This is a genomic window from Novosphingobium sp. FG90 (genome assembly GCF_057808725.1).
In genome coordinates this window covers 1-16,166 of record NZ_JBMDIO010000008.1, presented here as the reverse complement: position 1 = coordinate 16,166, position 16,166 = coordinate 1, and the positions used below count along the sequence as shown (strand labels likewise).

Genomic DNA, 16,166 nt, shown 5'->3' with positions numbered 1-16,166 from the left:
CGTCACCCCGGCCGCGTCTCCGGCAAAGTCCAGAGCACCGGCAGCACACATAGCGCCACCAGGGCGATCATCACGCCCGGGGCGCTAGGGGAAGCGGTTGCAGCGGTCAGCACCTGCGCCAGCCACGGAGTCAAGCCGCCGAACAGCGCCGTTGCGCTAGTCGCGCCCAGGGCCAGGCCGCTGAGGCGGCCTTCGGCGGGGACCTGCTCTGCGGTGGCGACGGCGCCCACCGCACTTATGCCGCCTGCCAGTGCCGCCAGCAGGACGGCGCCCGCCAGCGCGGCACCGGGCGCAACGCCGGCGAGCAGCTGGAATAGCGTATAGGGCAGCGCGGCCGAGAGGATCGCCAGCCCCACCAGCACCGGCCGGCGGCCATACCTGTCAGACAAGAGGCCGAAGAAAGGCGTCACCACGATCACCGCCACCGCAGCGATCGTCGCCAGCTGCAGCGCCTCCGCTTCGCTCAGGCTCCCGGACGAAGTCAGATAGACGGGTACGTAGGTGATGCCGACGTAGTACGTGATCGATCCCAGCGCCGAGATCGCGAAGCCGCGCAGAATCCCTGCCCGGTGACGGGAAAGGGCGTGGCCGAGCGGGCGCTTCGCCAGGGTCCCGGCGTCGCGGTGCGCCTCGAACTCGGGCGATTCCGCCATGGCCGCCCGGGCGAGCAGGATCAGGCCGGCCAGTGCCGCGCCGAAGAAAAAGGGAATGCGCCATCCCCAGCCGCCAAGCGCGGCCGCGGGCAACAGGCTCACCACCAGCGCGGATATGCCCGCCGCCAGCAATCCGCCGATCTCGCTCGTCGCCGCCGCCAGCGAGGTGACGAGGCCGCGCCGGTGACGGGGCGCGCCTTCGAGGAGGTAGGCGACGACGCCGGTGTATTCTCCGCCCACCGCGAAACCCATCACGCAGCGCAGGGCCAACAGCGCCGCGCCGGCTGCTGGGCCGATCTGCGCTGCCGTGGGCAGCAGCGCGGTCAGCAGCATCGCCGCCGTCATCAGCGCCATCGAGGCGAGCAGCGTGGCGCGGCGTCCGCGCCGATCCCCGAAATGGCCGAACACCGCCGCACCGACCGGCCGCATCAGATAAGCCATCGCGAAACCCAGCAGCGCCGTCAGCACCGCGTCTTTACCAAGGAAGAACACCCGCGACAGCACCGTCGCCAGATAGAGGTAGAGCGTGAAGTCGTACCACTCCACCACGGTGGAAAGCGCCGCCAGGGCGAGCGAGCGGCGGTCCAGCGTGGCGGTGGGGGCAGTTGGCATAGGCCTTACAACGCCGCCGCCCCCGACTTGCTCCTTCAGCTCCAGGTCGCTTCGGGCGGCAGGCTCATCAGGATGGCGTCGATGTTGCCGCCGGTCTTCAGGCCGAACAGAGTGCCACGGTCATAGACGAGGTTGAATTCGGCATAGCGGCCGCGCCATTCCAGCTGCTGCGCCTTGTCGGCGGCGGTGAATTCCATGCCCATCCGGCGCCGCACGAGCCTCGGGAACACCGCAAGGAACGCCTCGCCCACGGCCTGCGTGAAGGCAAAATTGGCCTCCCACGCGGCTTCGTCGGGGCATTCGAGGTGATCGTAGAAGATGCCGCCGACGCCGCGATGGACCTTGCGGTGGGGGATGTAGAAGTACTCATCCGCCCAAGCCTTGTAACGCTCGTAATAGTCGGTGCCGTGGGCGTCGCAGGCGGCCTTGAATTCGGCGTGGAACTCTGCGGTATCCTCGTCGTAGGGCAGCGGCGGATTGAGATCGGCGCCACCGCCGAACCACGCCTTCGTCGTCGTGAGGAACCGCGTGTTCATGTGGACCGCCGGGACATGCGGGTTCGCCATGTGTGCGACGAGGCTGATGCCGGTGGCGGTGAAGCCGTTGTTCTCGGCGGAGGCGCCGTTGATCGTCGCCGCGAAATCCTTCGCCAGCCCGCCCGAGACGGTCGAGATGTTGACACCGACCTTTTCGAAGACCTGCCCCTTCATCAACCCGCGCGTACCGCCACCGGTTTCTCCGCCCTCACCCTCGACGGCGGCGCGCTGCCAGGGGGTATAACCGAAAGCCGCGTCGGAACCGGCCTCACGCTCGATCGCCTCGAATTCGGCGCAGATCCGGTCGCGCAAGGTGCGGAACCAGTCGCTGGCGCGCGTCGTGTAGGGAGTCCAGTCCGTCATCGTGTCCTCATGGCAGGTTGCCGCGCTTGTGGCATTCTTCGCTTGGCACGGCGCTTGCCAAATCGGACAAGCTGCGGCAAGGGAAAGCCATGGTTCCCTTTTCGTTCTGCGGCCAGGAGATGGCGCTGCTCGACAGCACCATGAAAGGCGCAAGCGCGCTGTACTGGCCGCGCGAACAGGCTCTGCTGGTCGCCGACCTGCATCTGGAGAAAGCCAGCTTCTTCGCGCGCGGCGGCCAGATGCTGCCCCCCTACGACAGCCGCGAGACGCTGGAGCGTCTGGCAGCGGCAGTGCGGGCGACCGGCGCACGGCGGGTCTTCGCGCTGGGCGACAATTTCCACGACAGCCACGGACCTGACCGGCTAGAGCCGCACGCGGCCGGAATGCTGGCCGCCCTCACCCGCGCGCTCGACTGGGTGTGGATCACCGGCAACCACGACCTTCATCTGGGCGAAGCGGCTGGCGGCATTCGGGTCGAGGAACTGGCACTGGGCGGCCTTGCGCTGCGCCACCAGGCGCTGCCCGGCACGTGCGAGGCGGAAGTCTCCGGCCATTTCCACCCCCGCCTGATGATCGAGGCCCGCGGACGGCGGATCGCACGGCCTTGCGCGGTACGCAGCGAAAACCGGCTGATCCTGCCTGCCTTTGGCGCGCTCACCGGAGGCATGAACGCCGGCGACCCGGCGATCCTGTCCGCGCTCCAGCCGGCCGACGCGATCGAGGCACTGGTGCCGGCACGCGGGCAATTGGTCCGCTATCCGCTCTGGCGCAAAGCCGCCTGAAGGCCTATATGCCCCCTCAGGTCGGTTTTCGACCGGGGCGATCCATATGCGTTGTCACGAAATCCTGCTTTGCGCGGGACGACGAATCGCATTAATGACCGCCGAATCCCGCCACGTCGACGTTAACGACTCAGGAGAACGCATATAGCACCCCCACCCCGGCGCATGATGACGCCACCGGTCAAGAGTGGACCGCGCTACAACAACATGATCCAGACCGACAAGGTTCGCGTCATCGACGAGAACGGTGAAAATCTCGGCGTCATGTACACGCGCCAGGCGATCGAGCAGGCCATGGACGTAGGCCTGGACCTCGTTGAAGTCTCGCCGAACGCCGATCCGCCGGTGTGCAAGTTCCTCGACGTCGGCAAGTACCGCTACGAGGCGCAGAAGAAGGCCAACGCCGCTCGCAAGACGCAGAAGACGCAGGAGATCAAGGAGATCAAGATGCGTCCGAACATCGATGACCATGACTACGACACGAAGATGCGCAATGTCGTGCGCTTCATCGAGGACGGGGACAAGGTCAAGGTGACGCTGCGCTTCCGTGGCCGCGAGCTTTCGCACCAGCAGCTGGGCATGGATCTGCTTCGCCGCGTCCAGCAGGAAGTGGAAGAGATCGCCAAGATCGAGGCTTATCCGCGCATGGAAGGCCGCCAGATGCTGATGGTGCTTTCGCCGAAGTAAGGCGGGCACCGTCGGTTACGACGAGAGCGAGGGGCGTGGCCGATGGCCGCGCCCTTTGTCGTTCGGGGCGGGGGGATGTAATCCACAAGGCCCGCCCGATAAGCATCGTCACCCTGAACTTGTTTCAGGCTCCATTGGGCCGCTTAAGCCTGCGTTTTGTTTCGCCAACGGCACTGTCGGATTGCGGATCACGCTCCGAGTGACGGCGCGCGATGAACCCTGAAACAAGTTCAGGGTGACGAAGGGTGTAAACAGACGCCGGGCGTGTGCCGAGGGGGCTTCGACAAGCTCAGCCTGAGCGGAATTGCGAGGCCTGCTCTACCTCCGCTCACCCTGAGCTTGTCAAAGCCCCGTGAACGAAATCCGGCCCTCAGCCCTTCCACTCGCGGCGTTCTTCGGCCGCGCGCAGCACCTCGTAGGCGAGTTGATAGGTCTGGAACGCCTTGGCGGCCTCGGGATCGTTGGGCTTCACGTCCGGGTGGACTTCCTTCGCCTTCGTGCGCCACGCCTTGCGCACCGCATCGAAGTCCGCATCGGGATCGAGGCCCAGGGCTTCCAGCGCGCGCAGTTCGTCGCGGCTGCGCGAGCCGTCGCCCGAACCGCCCCAGCCATAGTGCTGCGCTTCCTTGTAGCCTGCGGTTTCCGCCTGCTCGCTCGCTTCGCGGGCGGCGGCTTCCTCGGCGTCGAGGCCGGCGAAATAATCCCAGCCCGCGTTGTATTCCGCGGCGTGCTTCTGGCAGAACATCCAGCGATCGCGGCTGTTGGGGCTTTTGGGAGCGGGACATTCACCGCGGTCATTGCAGCCGTGGCGATCGCACAGGCGCACCTCGACAGCCTCGCGCGCGCTGCCATAGCCGCGCCAGCGCGGAAAACCCCAGTCTGCGGATCGGCGTGCGCGGCTCATCAGATCGGCGATACGCCGCGACTCGACGGCGATGCAACCCTCTCGGCGGGCAAAAAACGGACCGGGGGGGGGGCAAAGCCGCGCGCCGGAACCCTGTCAGTCGATGGTGACGGTCACCGCACGGCGGTTCTGCGCCCACGAGGCTTCGTCCGAGCCGAGCGCGATCGGGCGCTCCTTGCCGTAGCTGACGGTGGTGATGCGCGAGGGGTCGATGCCCAGGCTCGCCAGGTAGTTCTTGGCGGCATTGGCGCGGCGCTCACCCAGCGCGATGTTGTATTCGCGGGTGCCGCGCTCGTCGCAGTGGCCCTCGATCGTGGCGCGCTTGTTGGGGTACTGCTGCAGCCACTGCGCCTGCTTGGCGAGTGCGGTCTGGTCCTGCGCATCGACGGTCGATTCGTCGAGGGCGAAGTAGATCGTGTCGGCGCCCATCATCTTGGCGACGAAGTCCGCCTGACTGCCGGGCTGGGCCATGCCGTAGCCGCCGCTCGACTGGCCGGTGTCGGTGCTGGTCGCCGGGCCGGGATCGGGCGGAAGCTGGGCCGGAGCCTTCTTGCCGCAAGCCGAGATCGCAAGAGCGCCCGCAACGACCAGCGCCGTCGCGCCGACGCGGGTGATCCGCAAGGATGAGAGGGAAGAAGGCATCGGCAATCTCCTATGTCGCTCGACCCGATAGAATGGGCGGCATGGTGTGATGGTTCCGTTCAATTCTCTACACAGTCAAGATGAACGTCGGGCAACCTGAACGCGAGGAAACGGCCCCGGATCGCGCCGGAACCGCCAACCTCCTGCATCGAGGCGTAAATCAGGGCCGGATCGGCCCCCATGCCGGGTCCGACGCGCCCACCGGGGTCGGCAGCTTGCGCTCGTTGCGGCCGGTCAGGTCCACCTGCCAGATCGAGGCGAGGCCGCTACGCTGCTCGGTACGGAAGAATTGCACGATCCGCCCGTTCGGCGACCACGTCGGCGCCTCGTCCTGCCACGAGTTCGTGAGGTGGCGCATGCCGCCGCCGTTCGGGTTCATCACCGCGATGCGCAAGTTGCCTGCGATGTGCGTGAAGGCGATCTGGTCGCCGCGCGGGCTCCATTCCGGCGTCGCCGCGCGGCCGCCGAAGAAGCTGATGCGGCGCTGGTTCGAGCCGTCCGAATTCATCACGTAGACCTGCTGGCTGCCCGAACGGTCGCTCTCGAACACGATCTGCGAGCCGTCGGGCGAGTACGAACCGCCGATGTTGATGCCCGGCCCGTTGGTCAGCCGCTGCGGAGTGCCGCCGCCTGCCGAGGAGATGCGATAGATGTCGGTCGTGCCGCCCTTGGCCATCGAATAGAGCACCCACTTGCCGTCCGGCGACCAGCGCGGCGCCAGCGTCGGCGCGCCGGTGCGGGCGATCAGCGTCTGGCGATCGGTGGCGAGATCATAAGAATAGATGCTCGGCTGTCCGTTGAGGTAGGACAGGTACATGATCTTGCTGTAGTCCGGCGAATAGCGCGGGGTCAGCGCCATCGACTGGCCGCTGGTCAGGAAGCGGTGGTTGGCACCGTCCGAATCCATGATCGCGAGGCGCTTCATGCGGTGGTCCTTGGGACCGGTCTCGGCGATATAGGCGATCTTGGAATCGAAGAACGGGCTTTCGCCGGACAGCCGCGAATAGACCATGTCGGCGCACTTGTGCGCGGCGCGGCGCCAGTCGGACGGCGGAACCTGCCAGCCGCCCTTCACCAGCTGCTGCTTGAGCTGCACGTCGTAGAGATAGCAGCCGATCGTCAGGTTGCCGTCGGCGCCCGCGCGCACGAAGCCCTGCACCAGCATGTCGGCGCTGCGCGCGACCCATGGCGTGTAGTCGGGCGCCTGAATCTGGCCATAGGCGGGCTGCGGCAGGCCATCGGGGCCGGAGGGCTTGAACAGGCCGTTGTTCTTGAGATCGCCCGCCACGACTTGCGCCAGCGCCCGGCCGAGCTGGCCGGTGGTGCCCGCATTGGTCCGCGTCGGCACGTCCTGATCGGTGGCGAAGGTGGTGATGGCGATGCCGAGGTCGTTCCAGGCGCTGTCGTCGGACACGGTGACCTCTAGACCGCCATCCTGCGGCGGCGGCGCGTTCACCACGGGTGCCGGGGCGCCTTGCGCGAAGGCCGTACCCGATACCGCCACACTCGTCGTAAGCATCAATCCCAGTGCTAGAATGCGGGTTATCTTCATTGCGATAGCCTTCTGTCAAACGTGGTCGTGACGACCTTCCAGCCCTCGTAGAGATCGTCGGGCAAGTTGAATGGCGCCGCAAGCCTTACCGCGCGCACGGCCTGTTCCTGATGACGCTGCACTTGCGCACGGTTCGAGGCGTTGACGCCGCTGGTGCCGATCACCTCGGGCGCTCCGGCAAGGCTGCCGTCGCGGTTGAGGCGGAAGCGGACCTTGGTGGTCAGCAGTTCGACGTCGGCGCCCTGCGGGGCCTGCCAGTGCGGCTTGAGCTGCCGGTTGATCGCCGCGCCCAGCGCCGAGCGGGCCGAAGGGCCGATCTCGGAGGCAGGCGTGCCGGTCTGCTTGGGCGCGCTGGAGGTGGCGCCGGGGGTGCCGCTCTTGAACGCATCGTCGAAGGCGCTGGTGCCTGCCTTCTTGGGCGGCGTCGCCGAATTGCTCGACCCCGAGGACTGGCCGGCGGGCGCGGGCCTTGTCGCGGGCTTCGAGGCGGGTTGCGGCGAAGGCTTACGGACGATGTCGTCGATCGCGCTCGACTTGCGCGGCGGCGCCTTGGGCGCGGGCTTCGCGGCAGGCTTGGGCGGCGTCGGCTTCGCCTTGGGCGGAGCAGGCTTTGGAGGAGCGGGCTTCGGCTTGGGCTTCTCGACCGGCTTGGGTTTCGGAACCGGCTTGGGCTCGGGTTTCGGCTCAGGCTTCGGCTTTTCCACCACGCGCGGTGCGGGCTCCGGAGCGGGGGCCGGTTCGGGTTCCGCCACAGGTGCGGGCTCGGGCGGCGGCGCGGCGGCCGGTGCGGGCTGGCCAAGTTCCGGGCTCTTGTCCGGGGACGCCTCGCCGGGGTTCGGCGCGGTCGAGGTCATCGCGACCTCGTCGCTGATCGTCACCTCGATGCGCTCGGGCGGCTTGACCACATTGTTCGAGCGCGGGCTGTACAGGATCGCGGCCAGCACCGCGCCGTGCAACAGCACGGCGACGACGAGGCCGACCCGTTCATCCTTGCGCACACCCAGTACCGCCATCAGACCGACCCTACCCGGCGCGCCTTAACCGCCGCTGACATCGGTAACCAGCGAGATCGAGGTGAAGCCGGCGCGGTTGAGTTCGCCCATGACTTCCATCACCCGGCCATAGTCGAGCGCCTTGTCGGCGCGCAGCGTGACCAGCGGCGGCTTGCCGTCGGGACCGGCGGGCGTGGAGGCCAGACGCTCGGGCAGTTCGCCGGACGCGAGTTCGTCCTGCTCGTAGAATACCGCGCCGTCGCGGCGCAGGGTGATGGTGATCTGGCCCTGCTCCTCGCTCATCGCCTTGGCGCGGCTTTCGGGCAGTTCGATCGGCACCGCCGCCTTCAGCAGCGGCGCGGTGACCATGAAGATGATCAGCAGCACCAGCATCACGTCGACGAGCGGCGTGACGTTGATCTCGGCCATCGGCCCGCGCCCGCCGCGCCCTCGCCTGCGGCCTCCGCCGCCCGAGACGCCCATGCCCATCAGCGCTGCTCCAGCTGGCGCGTCAACGCGGCGTGGAGATGGTCGGCGAAGCGCTGCAGGCGCGCCTCGAAGCCGTTCACCTTATGCGAGAAGCGGTTGTAGGCGATGACCGCCGGGATTGCCGCGAACAGGCCGATGGCGGTGGCGAACAGCGCCTCCGAAATGCCCGGCGCGACGACCGCGAGCGAGGAATTCTGCTGTTGGCCGATGTCGAAAAAGCTCTTCATGATGCCCCACACCGTACCGAACAGGCCGACGAAGGGCGCCACCGAGCCGACGGTCGCGAGGAAGTTCAGTCGGTCGGAGAGCTTGTCCGCCTCCTCCCCCACCGACGAGTTCAGGATCGTGGCGATGCGCTGGCGGGCGCCCTCGGCATCGATGCCGGCGCCGACGTTACGCTTGAATTCGCCGAGGCCCGCGCCAGCAACCTTGCCCATCGGCACGTCGCCGCGCTTGCGCTCTTTCTGGTAGGTATCGAAGTTCTGCGCTTCCCAGAAACCCTCCTCGTACTCGTCGCAGCGGCGGGTGATCGCCCCCATGCGCACGATGAAGGTGACGATGATCATCCACACCCACACGCTGGCGAGGACGAGCCCGGCCATGATCGCCTGCACCACGATGTCGGCATCGAGGAACAGTTTCACCGGGTTGAGATGGTTGTCGTCACCGGCGAAGCTGATGGTCGAGGCGAGCAGGTCGAGCGTCATTCTGGTCCTTCCGGGGCCGGAGCGGCGATGGGTTCAAGTGTGGCGAAAGCCTGTTGCCAGGCCTCGGGCTGTCGGCGCGGTCGTCCTTCAGGGCTTATGAACGCGACCTTTACGGCCGCCTCGCATAGCTTGACGTCACCGCGAAATGCGACCTGTCGCAGCACACTGGCGACGCGGCCGGTGCTTTCCGCCCAGGTTTCGATGATAACGGTGTCGCCGAGCCGCGCGGGCGAGAGATAGCGCAAGTTCGCCTCGGCCACGGTGTAGAGGCCGGTGCCCGCCTCCAGCGAGGCGCGCTGGTCGATGCCTAGCACGTCGAGCAGGTCGGAGCGGGCGCGCTCGAACCAGCGCAGGTAGTTGGCGTGATAGACCACTCCGCCCGCGTCGGTGTCCTCGTAGAACACGCGCAAGGGGTAGCGGTGGACTTTGCCGTCGATCACGCCCGATTGAGGCATGAGAGGGGAGGATGGTGCGTCCGTCATTCCGGGCGGTTGTGTAACGGGGCGCAGGGCGACTTCAACCCCGCGAGCGCAGGAACCGGCCCTGGAGGCTGTATTGCGGGGTAAATTTTCGGTGGATTGTCCCTTAGCCGAGGCCATGGGCTCCAGTCGCGGGGGCTTCGACAAGCTCAGCCTGAGCGGAAACAAAGGTATTCCCTCAACCCGCTCAGGCCGAGCTTGTCGAAGCCCCCGCCCACTGCCCACAGAGGGTGGGCAAAAGGCCCTATTCCCCGATCATCTGGAAAAACTGGCGCCCACCGAAGATGTGCACATGCAGATGCGGCACTTCCTGATGGCCGTTCGTTCCCATGTTCACCATGAGGCGATAGCCCGGCCCGTCGAGTTCCAGCTGCCGCGTCACATTGCCCACCGCGCGCATGAAGCCGGCGATCTCAGCATCGTCGGCCTTGGCGGTGAAATCGTCCCACGAGACATAGGCGCCCTTGGGGATCACCAGCACATGAACCGGCGCCTGCGGGCGAATGTCGTTGAAGGCGAGTGCGTGGTCGTCCTCGTAGACTTTCGAGCACGGCAGTTCGCCGCGCAGGATCTTCGCGAAGACGTTGTTGTCGTCGTAAGGCAGCTTCGGATCGATGGGCATCGGGTTCTCCGGTTCAGTCCTTCGGGCGTGCAGCTTTCTCGGCAATTCCCGAGACACCTTCGCGGCGGTCCAGTTCGGCGAGCACGTCGGCCAGCGGCACGTCCTTGGCGCCGAGCAGGACCATGAGGTGAAAGATGAGGTCCGCCGCCTCTCCGACCAGCGTCTGGTGATCCTCGGTCAGCGCGGCGATCACGGTTTCGGTAGCCTCCTCGCCCAGCTTCTGCGCGATCTTGCGCAGGCCTTTGGCGTTGAGCTTGGCGACATAGCTGGAATCGGGATCGGCCGCGCGACGCTCGGCGATCGTGGCTTCGAGGCGTGCGAGAGTGTCGAGGCTGCTCATGCTCAGCCCATGCGGTGCACGGGCCGCGCGGTCAAGAGCGCGTCAGTCCTCGCCGCGCTTGGACGACAGCTTGCGGCCCACGGCGACGCCGACGACGCCAAGGCCGAGCAGCAACATGCTGCTGGGTTCGGGAAGCGGGATGCCCCCTGCGGCATAGGCGGGAACCGGCGCAACGAAAGTCGCGACGAACGCCGGGATATACTTCAACATGGGCACCGCGAATCCTCCTGTTGATCCGAATGGCCTGAAATTGGCCATCGACCACGGGGTGCGATGCAGCAAGTGCCGATCGCGGGTTGTCCCGATGTGGTTCACTCCGTTAGTCGCATTCGACTAACGGCGAACCGTTAACCTTGCCGTGCATTCACCCGCGCGCAGGGATTCCCGCCGCGCGCAGGGCCGAGTGCGCCTCGGCGATGGTGTGCTTGCCGAAGTGGAAGATCGAGGCGGCCAGCACCGCGCTCGCCTTGCCCTCGGTCACGCCTGCCACGAGGTGATCGAGATTGCCGACGCCGCCGCTAGCCACCACCGGGACCGACACGGCCTCCGCAATCATGCGGGTCAGGGCGAGGTCGTAGCCGTTCTGGGTTCCGTCGCCGTCCATGGAGGTGACGAGCAGTTCGCCCGCGCCGTAGTCGGCCAGCTTGATCGCGTGTTCCAGCGCGTCGATGCCGGTCGCCTTGCGGCCGCCGTGGGTGAATATCTCCCACTTTCCGTGGGAAACCTGCCGCGCATCGACCGAAGCGACGATGCACTGCGAGCCGAACTTCTCGGCGATGTCGGCCACCACTTCGGGGCGCGAGACGGCGGCCGAGTTCACCGCCACCTTGTCCGCGCCCGCCCGTAGGAGCGCGCGGGCGTCCTCGGCAGTCCGCACGCCGCCGCCGACGGTCAGGGGCATGAAGCAGACTTCGGCGGTGCGCTGGACCACGTCGAGCAGGGTGCCGCGGCCTTCGTGGCTGGCGGAAATGTCGAGGAAACACAGCTCGTCAGCGCCCGCCGCGTCGTAGGCGCGGGCCTGTTCGACGGGGTCTCCGGCATCCTTGAGGTCGACGAAGTTGACGCCCTTCACCACCCGCCCGTCACGGACGTCGAGGCACGGAATTACGCGGATTCGCACGGTCATTCGGCTTACTCCGGCTTGAAGAACAGCAGCACGGCAAAGACCGCCACAATGCCGCACAAAGCGACATTGAACGCCGTGTAGAGCGCAAACTTGCGCGGATCGGCGGCTTTTGTCGTCACAATCGGATTACGCGCGCGGCTGAACAGCATCAACCGCGCCTTGCCCTCGCGCCAGTCGCGAAACGCAAAGATCGCGGCCGGCACGAAAATGACGAACGCCAGCACCGCCATGAGGCGATTTTCGTTCACCCCTCGCGCTCCGCGAACTGGATCGCGGCGGCGAGGTCGAGGCGGCCGTCGTAGAGCGCGCGGCCGGTGATGACGCCCTCGATCCCGTCCTTGGCGTGGAGCGCCAGCAGCCGGATATCGTCGAGGCCCTTCACGCCGCCCGATGCGATCACCGGCAGGTCGGTGCGGCGGGCGAGATCGACGGTGGCGTCGATGTTGACGCCCTTGAGCAGACCGTCGCGGCCGATGTCGGTGAACAGTAGCGAAGCTACCCCTGCGTCCTCGAAGCGGCGGGCCATGTCGACGATCGAGACGTCGGAGACTTCGGCCCAGCCCTCGGTCGCGACCATGCCGTCGCGCGCGTCCACGGCGACGACGATGCCGCCGGGGAACTCTTTCGCCATGTCCTTGACGAACTGCGGGTCCTTCAGCGCGGCGGTGCCCATGACCACGCGGCTGACGCCAAGGTCGAACCAGCCTGCGACCGCCTCGGGGGTGCGGATGCCGCCACCGAGCTGGACGTGGCCGGGGAAGACCTCGAGGATGGCCTCCACCGCCTCGCGGTTCTCGGCGCGCCCTGCGAAGGAGCCGTCGAGATCGACGACATGGAGGAACTGCGATCCGGCCTCGGCGAACAGCATCGCCTGCGCGGCGGGGTTGTCGCCGTAGACGGTGGCGCGGTCCATGTCGCCTTCGGCGAGGCGCACGACCTGCCCTTGCTTGAGGTCGATGGCGGGGAAGACGATCATGTGCGGCTTTCCTGAAGGTTGCGTGCGGGCTTCGACAAGCTCAGCCTGAGCGGTATTGGTGTAATTCGCGAAAACTCGAAAGCACCACCCTGAATCCGCTCAGGCTGAGCTTGTCGAAGCCCCCGCAGCAAGGCGCTACGGCTTCCATTCCAGGAACCGCGCCAGCAGCGAGAGGCCGTAGCCCTGGCTCTTTTCCGGATGGAACTGCACGCCGACGACATTGTCCTTCGCCACCGCCGCGACGAGGCCGCCGCCGTGGTCGGTCATCGCCGCCACGCATGCGCCGTCATCGGGCTGGAAGTGGTAGGAGTGCAGAAAATACGCCTCGCCCGGATCGATCAGGCCCTGCGCCGGGTCCTTGCGGCCGAGGTTCACGTCGTTCCAGCCCATGTGCGGGATCTTGATCTCGGGGTCGGTACGCTCGATCAGGCGCACTTCGCCCTCGATCCAGTCGAGGCCTTTGGTGACGCCATGCTCCAGCCCGCGCGTGGCGAGCAGCTGCATACCCACGCAGATGCCGAGGAACGGCGCACCGCCGACATGGACGCGCTCGGCCATCGCCTCGACCATGCCGTGAATGCCCCACAAGCCCTCCGCGCAGGCGCGAAACGAGCCTACGCCCGGCAGGACGATGCGGTCGGCCGCGCGCACGACGTCGGGGTTCGCGGTGATCGCCACGTCCTCGGCCCCCGCCGCGCGCAGCGCATTGGCGACCGAGTGCAGGTTGCCCGCGCCGTAGTCGATCAGCGCGAGGGTCATTGGGCCAGAGCCTCCAGCCCTTCGCCGAGGAAGGTCGGCACCCATTCGATCACGTCGACTTTCGCGACGCCGCCCGCGATGAACGGATCGGTGGCCGCCAATGCCTCGATCGCCTCGCGGCTGTCACCCTTCGCGATGATCGCGCCGCCTTCGCGCGGGACCTTGCGGCCCCAGGCGACGAAGTGCCCCTTCCCGCGCCCGGCTTCCAGCCATGCGAGGTGATCGGCCAGCAGGGCATCCACCTCGGCAATGTCGGTGGTGACGTAAGTGAGGTTGAGGATGAAGATCGCCATCAGAGGCTCGCCTGCCCGAGAATGCCCTTGGTCGAGGGGATCGCCCCGCCCTTGCGCGGATCGAGTTCCACCGCGCTGCGCATGGCGCGGGCGAAGCCCTTGAAGATGCCTTCGCAGATGTGGTGATTGTTGGTACCGTAGAGCAGTTCGATGTGCAGGGTGATGCCCACCGCCTGCGCGATCGAGTGGAACCAGTGCTCGACCATCTCGGTGTCGAACTCGCCCAGCTTGTCCTGCGTGAAAGCAGCCTTCCACACGAGGTAGGGGCGGCCCGAAATGTCCAGCGACACGCGGCTCAGCGCCTCGTCCATCGGCGAGTTCACGTCGCCGTAGCGCCCGATCCCCGCCTTGTCGCCCAGCGCCTGCGTTATGGCCTGGCCGATGGCGATGGCGCTGTCCTCGGTCGTGTGGTGCTGGTCGACATGGAGGTCGCCCTTGATGTGGCACTTGATGTCGATCAGCGAGTGGCGGCTGAACTGCTCGATCATGTGGTCGAGGAAGCCGATGCCGGTGGACACGTCATAGGCGCCGGTGCCGTCGAGGTTCACCTCCACGGCGATGTCGGTCTCATGGGTCTTGCGGATGATCGAGGCGGTACGCATGGCCCGTGCCTATATACCTGTACGCGCCGGAATCAATTCAGTCGCGGCACAAGAATGCGGCCTGCGCGTTTATATAGCAATCTTCGGTCGCAAGTGCTTCGAGCTAGGGAAAACCCGGCCCGACATGTTATTTTACGCTCGAACACGCTTGACCGGCCGGAGAACCATGAGCACGTAGGGCGCGATGAACGATACCACAGACAGCCTGATCCCTTACGACGAGATCGTGCAGGAGGCCCTGCGCGCCGTCGTCGGCCGTGTTCTCGGCCAGGTCGAAAGCTCCGGCGGCGTGCTTCCGGGCGGCCACCACTTCTACATCACCTTCAAGACCGGCGCTCCCGGGGTCAGCATTCCCGCCGACCTGCGCGCGCGGTTCCCGGACGAGATGACGATCGTGCTCCAGAACAAGTTCTGGGATCTGGGCGTCTCGGAGAACGGCTTCACCGTCAGCCTCTCGTTCAACGCCATGCCCGCCAAGCTGGACATTCCCTTCTCGGCGATCACCGCCTTCGTCGATCCGGCGGTGGACTTCGGCCTGCAGTTTCAGGCCATGGTCGAGGACGAGGCCGACGAGCCCGCCCCGGCTGAGAACGATGCGGAACGCGATGTGGCGTCGCGCATTACTCCCAGCGAAGACGGCTCCAACGTCGTCTCGGTGGATTTCGGCAAGAAGAAATGACCGGGCTCGCCCGGTAGAGCAGGGCGAAAGATGGCAACGGTTCTGAAAGATAGCGCCAGGAAGGCCGCCAGCGTCGTCGCGGCACCCGCCAAGGGACTGAAGACGCTGGCCGACAACGGCGGCGAGCTGCACGGGCCGAGCCCGAACCCCGCCACCAACCTCATCATCGCCGACATCGCCCTGCGCACCGCCACCACCATCATGCGCCGCAGCGTGGAACGCGGCGTGCTGGGCGCGAGCTATTCGCCCAAGAAGGCCAAGTCGATCCTCAAGGGGCGGACCATGGGCGAAACGCTGCTGCACGGCGCGCTGGCCCGAGTCGCGCTGGGATCGGTGCCGGGGGCGCTGGTCGTCGGCGGCGCGCTGGTGGCCAAGACGCTCTACGATCGCAGCCGCTCACGCCAGGCGCGCGCGGAGGGTGCCGATCAGTTGCAGAACATGGCCGAGGACGGGGCGGAAGAGGTCTGAAACGCCCGGTTGGCGCGCGCGGCGGGGGCTTCGACAAGCTCAGCCTGAGCGGTGTTGAGAGCAGGTCTTTAATTCCCGCTCAGGCTGAGCTTGTCGAAGCCCCCGCGTCACACGAACACGAATCCTTGATTCCCGCGCCAACCATCGGCATCGGGGGCCATGGTCCAGTCCACTCCCTCTCCCGACACCACCGGCACGCTTGCACGGCGCGGTCTCATGTTCATCCTGTCCTCCCCCTCGGGCGCGGGCAAGACGACGATCGCGCGCATGCTGCTGGAGCACGATCCGCAACTGCGCAACTCGGTGTCCTGCACCACCCGCCAGCCCCGCCCCGGCGAGATCGACGGCGAGCACTACCACTTCATCACCCACGAACAGTTCGACCGCATGGTCGAGGCGGGCGAGTTCCTGGAGTGGGCCACCGTCTTCGGGCAAAGCTACGGCACCCCCAAGGCGCAGGTTAAGGCAGGGCTGAAGGACGGCGTCGACTACATGTTCGACATCGACTGGCAGGGCACGCAGCAGCTCTATCAAAAGCTGGAGCGCGACGTGGTCCGCGTGTTCCTGCTCCCCCCCAGCATCGAGGAACTGCGCCGCCGCCTGACCGGCCGGGGCACTGACAGCGCCGAAGTGATCCACGGCCGCATGGAGCGCGCGCGCTCGGAAATCAGCCACTGGGACGGCTACGACTATGTCGTGGTCAACGACGACATCGCCAGCTGCTTCGAGGAAGTGAAGAAGATCCTCCACGCCGAACGCCTGCGCCGCGCGAGGCAGACGGGCCTGATCGGCTTCGTGCGCGAACTGATGCAGCCGGACGATTGAGGGGCCTCGCGCTGTAACGCGGGGGCTTCGACAAGCTCAGCCTGAGCGGGTTTGAGAGCCGGTCTTTAAATCCCGCTC

23 protein-coding genes are annotated in these 16,166 nt (G+C 66.7%); 5 read left to right on the top strand and 18 right to left on the bottom strand.

Annotated features, from left to right (window positions below; genetic code table 11):
* Positions 1 to 2: 2 nt before the first annotated feature.
* Together ACODRZ_RS09405 and hemF are read right to left on the bottom strand one after the other, a co-directional pair.
* Positions 3 to 1,265, bottom strand: coding sequence for an MFS transporter (locus tag ACODRZ_RS09405; RefSeq protein ID WP_488972876.1), 1,263 nt, complete (start codon positions 1,263 to 1,265; stop codon positions 3 to 5).
* Positions 1,266 to 1,300: 35 nt separating this feature from the next.
* Positions 1,301 to 2,164, bottom strand: coding sequence for an oxygen-dependent coproporphyrinogen oxidase (gene hemF, locus ACODRZ_RS09400; protein WP_488972877.1), 864 nt, complete (start codon positions 2,162 to 2,164; stop codon positions 1,301 to 1,303).
* Between the two features lie 89 nt (positions 2,165 to 2,253).
* Between hemF and pdeM the strand changes: the two genes are divergently transcribed.
* Positions 2,254 to 2,946, top strand: a complete 693-nt coding sequence (pdeM, locus tag ACODRZ_RS09395) for a ligase-associated DNA damage response endonuclease PdeM (protein WP_488972878.1) — start codon at positions 2,254 to 2,256, stop codon at positions 2,944 to 2,946.
* 165 nt (positions 2,947 to 3,111) lie between these two features.
* Positions 3,112 to 3,633, top strand: a complete 522-nt coding sequence (gene infC / locus ACODRZ_RS09390) for a translation initiation factor IF-3 (RefSeq protein WP_488972879.1) — start codon at positions 3,112 to 3,114, stop codon at positions 3,631 to 3,633.
* A gap of 370 nt (positions 3,634 to 4,003) precedes the next feature.
* Here infC and ACODRZ_RS09385 read toward each other — a convergent pair whose 3' ends face one another.
* From ACODRZ_RS09385 to hisB, 16 genes are all read right to left on the bottom strand, one after another.
* Positions 4,004 to 4,537 (bottom strand): J domain-containing protein, encoded by a 534-nt coding sequence (locus ACODRZ_RS09385; RefSeq protein WP_488972881.1) that lies wholly within the window; start codon positions 4,535 to 4,537, stop codon positions 4,004 to 4,006.
* A gap of 96 nt (positions 4,538 to 4,633) precedes the next feature.
* Entirely contained in the window at positions 4,634 to 5,179 is a 546-nt protein-coding gene (gene pal / locus ACODRZ_RS09380; RefSeq protein ID WP_488973014.1) for a peptidoglycan-associated lipoprotein Pal, read from the bottom strand.
* 160 nt (positions 5,180 to 5,339) lie between these two features.
* Complete coding sequence (gene tolB / locus ACODRZ_RS09375; RefSeq protein WP_488973015.1) at positions 5,340 to 6,731, bottom strand: Tol-Pal system beta propeller repeat protein TolB; 1,392 nt, start codon at positions 6,729 to 6,731, stop codon at positions 5,340 to 5,342.
* On the bottom strand, positions 6,728 to 7,744 hold the full coding sequence (locus ACODRZ_RS09370) for a hypothetical protein (RefSeq protein WP_488973016.1): 1,017 nt from the start codon (positions 7,742 to 7,744) through the stop codon (positions 6,728 to 6,730). Before ACODRZ_RS09370 ends, tolB begins: the two co-directional genes overlap by 4 nt.
* Positions 7,745 to 7,768: 24 nt before the next feature.
* Positions 7,769 to 8,212 (bottom strand): ExbD/TolR family protein, encoded by a 444-nt coding sequence (locus ACODRZ_RS09365; protein WP_211149742.1) that lies wholly within the window; start codon positions 8,210 to 8,212, stop codon positions 7,769 to 7,771.
* Complete coding sequence (tolQ, locus tag ACODRZ_RS09360) at positions 8,212 to 8,919, bottom strand: protein TolQ (protein ID WP_488973017.1); 708 nt, start codon at positions 8,917 to 8,919, stop codon at positions 8,212 to 8,214. Before tolQ ends, ACODRZ_RS09365 begins: the two co-directional genes overlap by 1 nt.
* Positions 8,916 to 9,401: a YbgC/FadM family acyl-CoA thioesterase gene (locus ACODRZ_RS09355; protein ID WP_488973018.1), complete on the bottom strand. Its 486-nt coding sequence runs from the start codon at positions 9,399 to 9,401 to the stop codon at positions 8,916 to 8,918. Before ACODRZ_RS09355 ends, tolQ begins: the two co-directional genes overlap by 4 nt.
* Before the next feature lie 241 nt (positions 9,402 to 9,642).
* Positions 9,643 to 10,020 (bottom strand): histidine triad nucleotide-binding protein, encoded by a 378-nt coding sequence (locus tag ACODRZ_RS09350; RefSeq protein WP_008831782.1) that lies wholly within the window; start codon positions 10,018 to 10,020, stop codon positions 9,643 to 9,645.
* Between the two features lie 13 nt (positions 10,021 to 10,033).
* Complete coding sequence (locus tag ACODRZ_RS09345; protein ID WP_488973019.1) at positions 10,034 to 10,360, bottom strand: phosphoribosyl-ATP diphosphatase; 327 nt, start codon at positions 10,358 to 10,360, stop codon at positions 10,034 to 10,036.
* A gap of 42 nt (positions 10,361 to 10,402) precedes the next feature.
* Positions 10,403 to 10,570: a PEP-CTERM sorting domain-containing protein gene (locus tag ACODRZ_RS09340; protein ID WP_488973020.1), complete on the bottom strand. Its 168-nt coding sequence runs from the start codon at positions 10,568 to 10,570 to the stop codon at positions 10,403 to 10,405.
* Between the two features lie 154 nt (positions 10,571 to 10,724).
* Positions 10,725 to 11,486 carry an imidazole glycerol phosphate synthase subunit HisF gene (gene hisF, locus ACODRZ_RS09335; protein WP_488973021.1) on the bottom strand — a complete coding sequence of 254 codons (762 nt, stop codon included), beginning with the start codon at positions 11,484 to 11,486 and terminating at the stop codon, positions 10,725 to 10,727.
* A gap of 5 nt (positions 11,487 to 11,491) precedes the next feature.
* Entirely contained in the window at positions 11,492 to 11,734 is a 243-nt protein-coding gene (locus ACODRZ_RS09330) for a hypothetical protein (protein ID WP_488973022.1), read from the bottom strand.
* Positions 11,731 to 12,462, bottom strand: coding sequence for a 1-(5-phosphoribosyl)-5-[(5-phosphoribosylamino)methylideneamino]imidazole-4-carboxamide isomerase (gene hisA, locus ACODRZ_RS09325; protein WP_008831786.1), 732 nt, complete (start codon positions 12,460 to 12,462; stop codon positions 11,731 to 11,733). Before hisA ends, ACODRZ_RS09330 begins: the two co-directional genes overlap by 4 nt.
* 135 nt (positions 12,463 to 12,597) lie before the next feature.
* The gene (gene hisH / locus ACODRZ_RS09320) at positions 12,598 to 13,221 is read right to left on the bottom strand and encodes an imidazole glycerol phosphate synthase subunit HisH (RefSeq protein WP_488973023.1); all 624 of its coding nucleotides are present in this window, start codon (positions 13,219 to 13,221) and stop codon (positions 12,598 to 12,600) included.
* Positions 13,218 to 13,514, bottom strand: a complete 297-nt coding sequence (locus ACODRZ_RS09315) for a YciI family protein (RefSeq protein ID WP_488973024.1) — start codon at positions 13,512 to 13,514, stop codon at positions 13,218 to 13,220. The genes hisH and ACODRZ_RS09315 overlap by 4 nt, the downstream gene beginning before the upstream one ends.
* Positions 13,514 to 14,116, bottom strand: a complete 603-nt coding sequence (gene hisB / locus ACODRZ_RS09310) for an imidazoleglycerol-phosphate dehydratase HisB (protein ID WP_271181994.1) — start codon at positions 14,114 to 14,116, stop codon at positions 13,514 to 13,516. Before hisB ends, ACODRZ_RS09315 begins: the two co-directional genes overlap by 1 nt.
* Positions 14,117 to 14,300: 184 nt before the next feature.
* Between hisB and ACODRZ_RS09305 the strand changes: the two genes are divergently transcribed.
* The 3 genes from ACODRZ_RS09305 to gmk all read left to right on the top strand — a co-directional run bounded on the left by ACODRZ_RS09305 (position 14,301) and on the right by gmk (position 16,088).
* Positions 14,301 to 14,795, top strand: coding sequence for an SspB family protein (locus tag ACODRZ_RS09305; RefSeq protein WP_488973025.1), 495 nt, complete (start codon positions 14,301 to 14,303; stop codon positions 14,793 to 14,795).
* A 30-nt stretch (positions 14,796 to 14,825) separates the two neighbouring features.
* Positions 14,826 to 15,263, top strand: a complete 438-nt coding sequence (locus ACODRZ_RS09300; protein WP_488973026.1) for a hypothetical protein — start codon at positions 14,826 to 14,828, stop codon at positions 15,261 to 15,263.
* A gap of 159 nt (positions 15,264 to 15,422) precedes the next feature.
* Positions 15,423 to 16,088 carry a guanylate kinase gene (gene gmk, locus ACODRZ_RS09295; protein ID WP_488973027.1) on the top strand — a complete coding sequence of 222 codons (666 nt, stop codon included), beginning with the start codon at positions 15,423 to 15,425 and terminating at the stop codon, positions 16,086 to 16,088.
* The last annotated feature ends 78 nt before the right edge of the window (positions 16,089 to 16,166 follow it).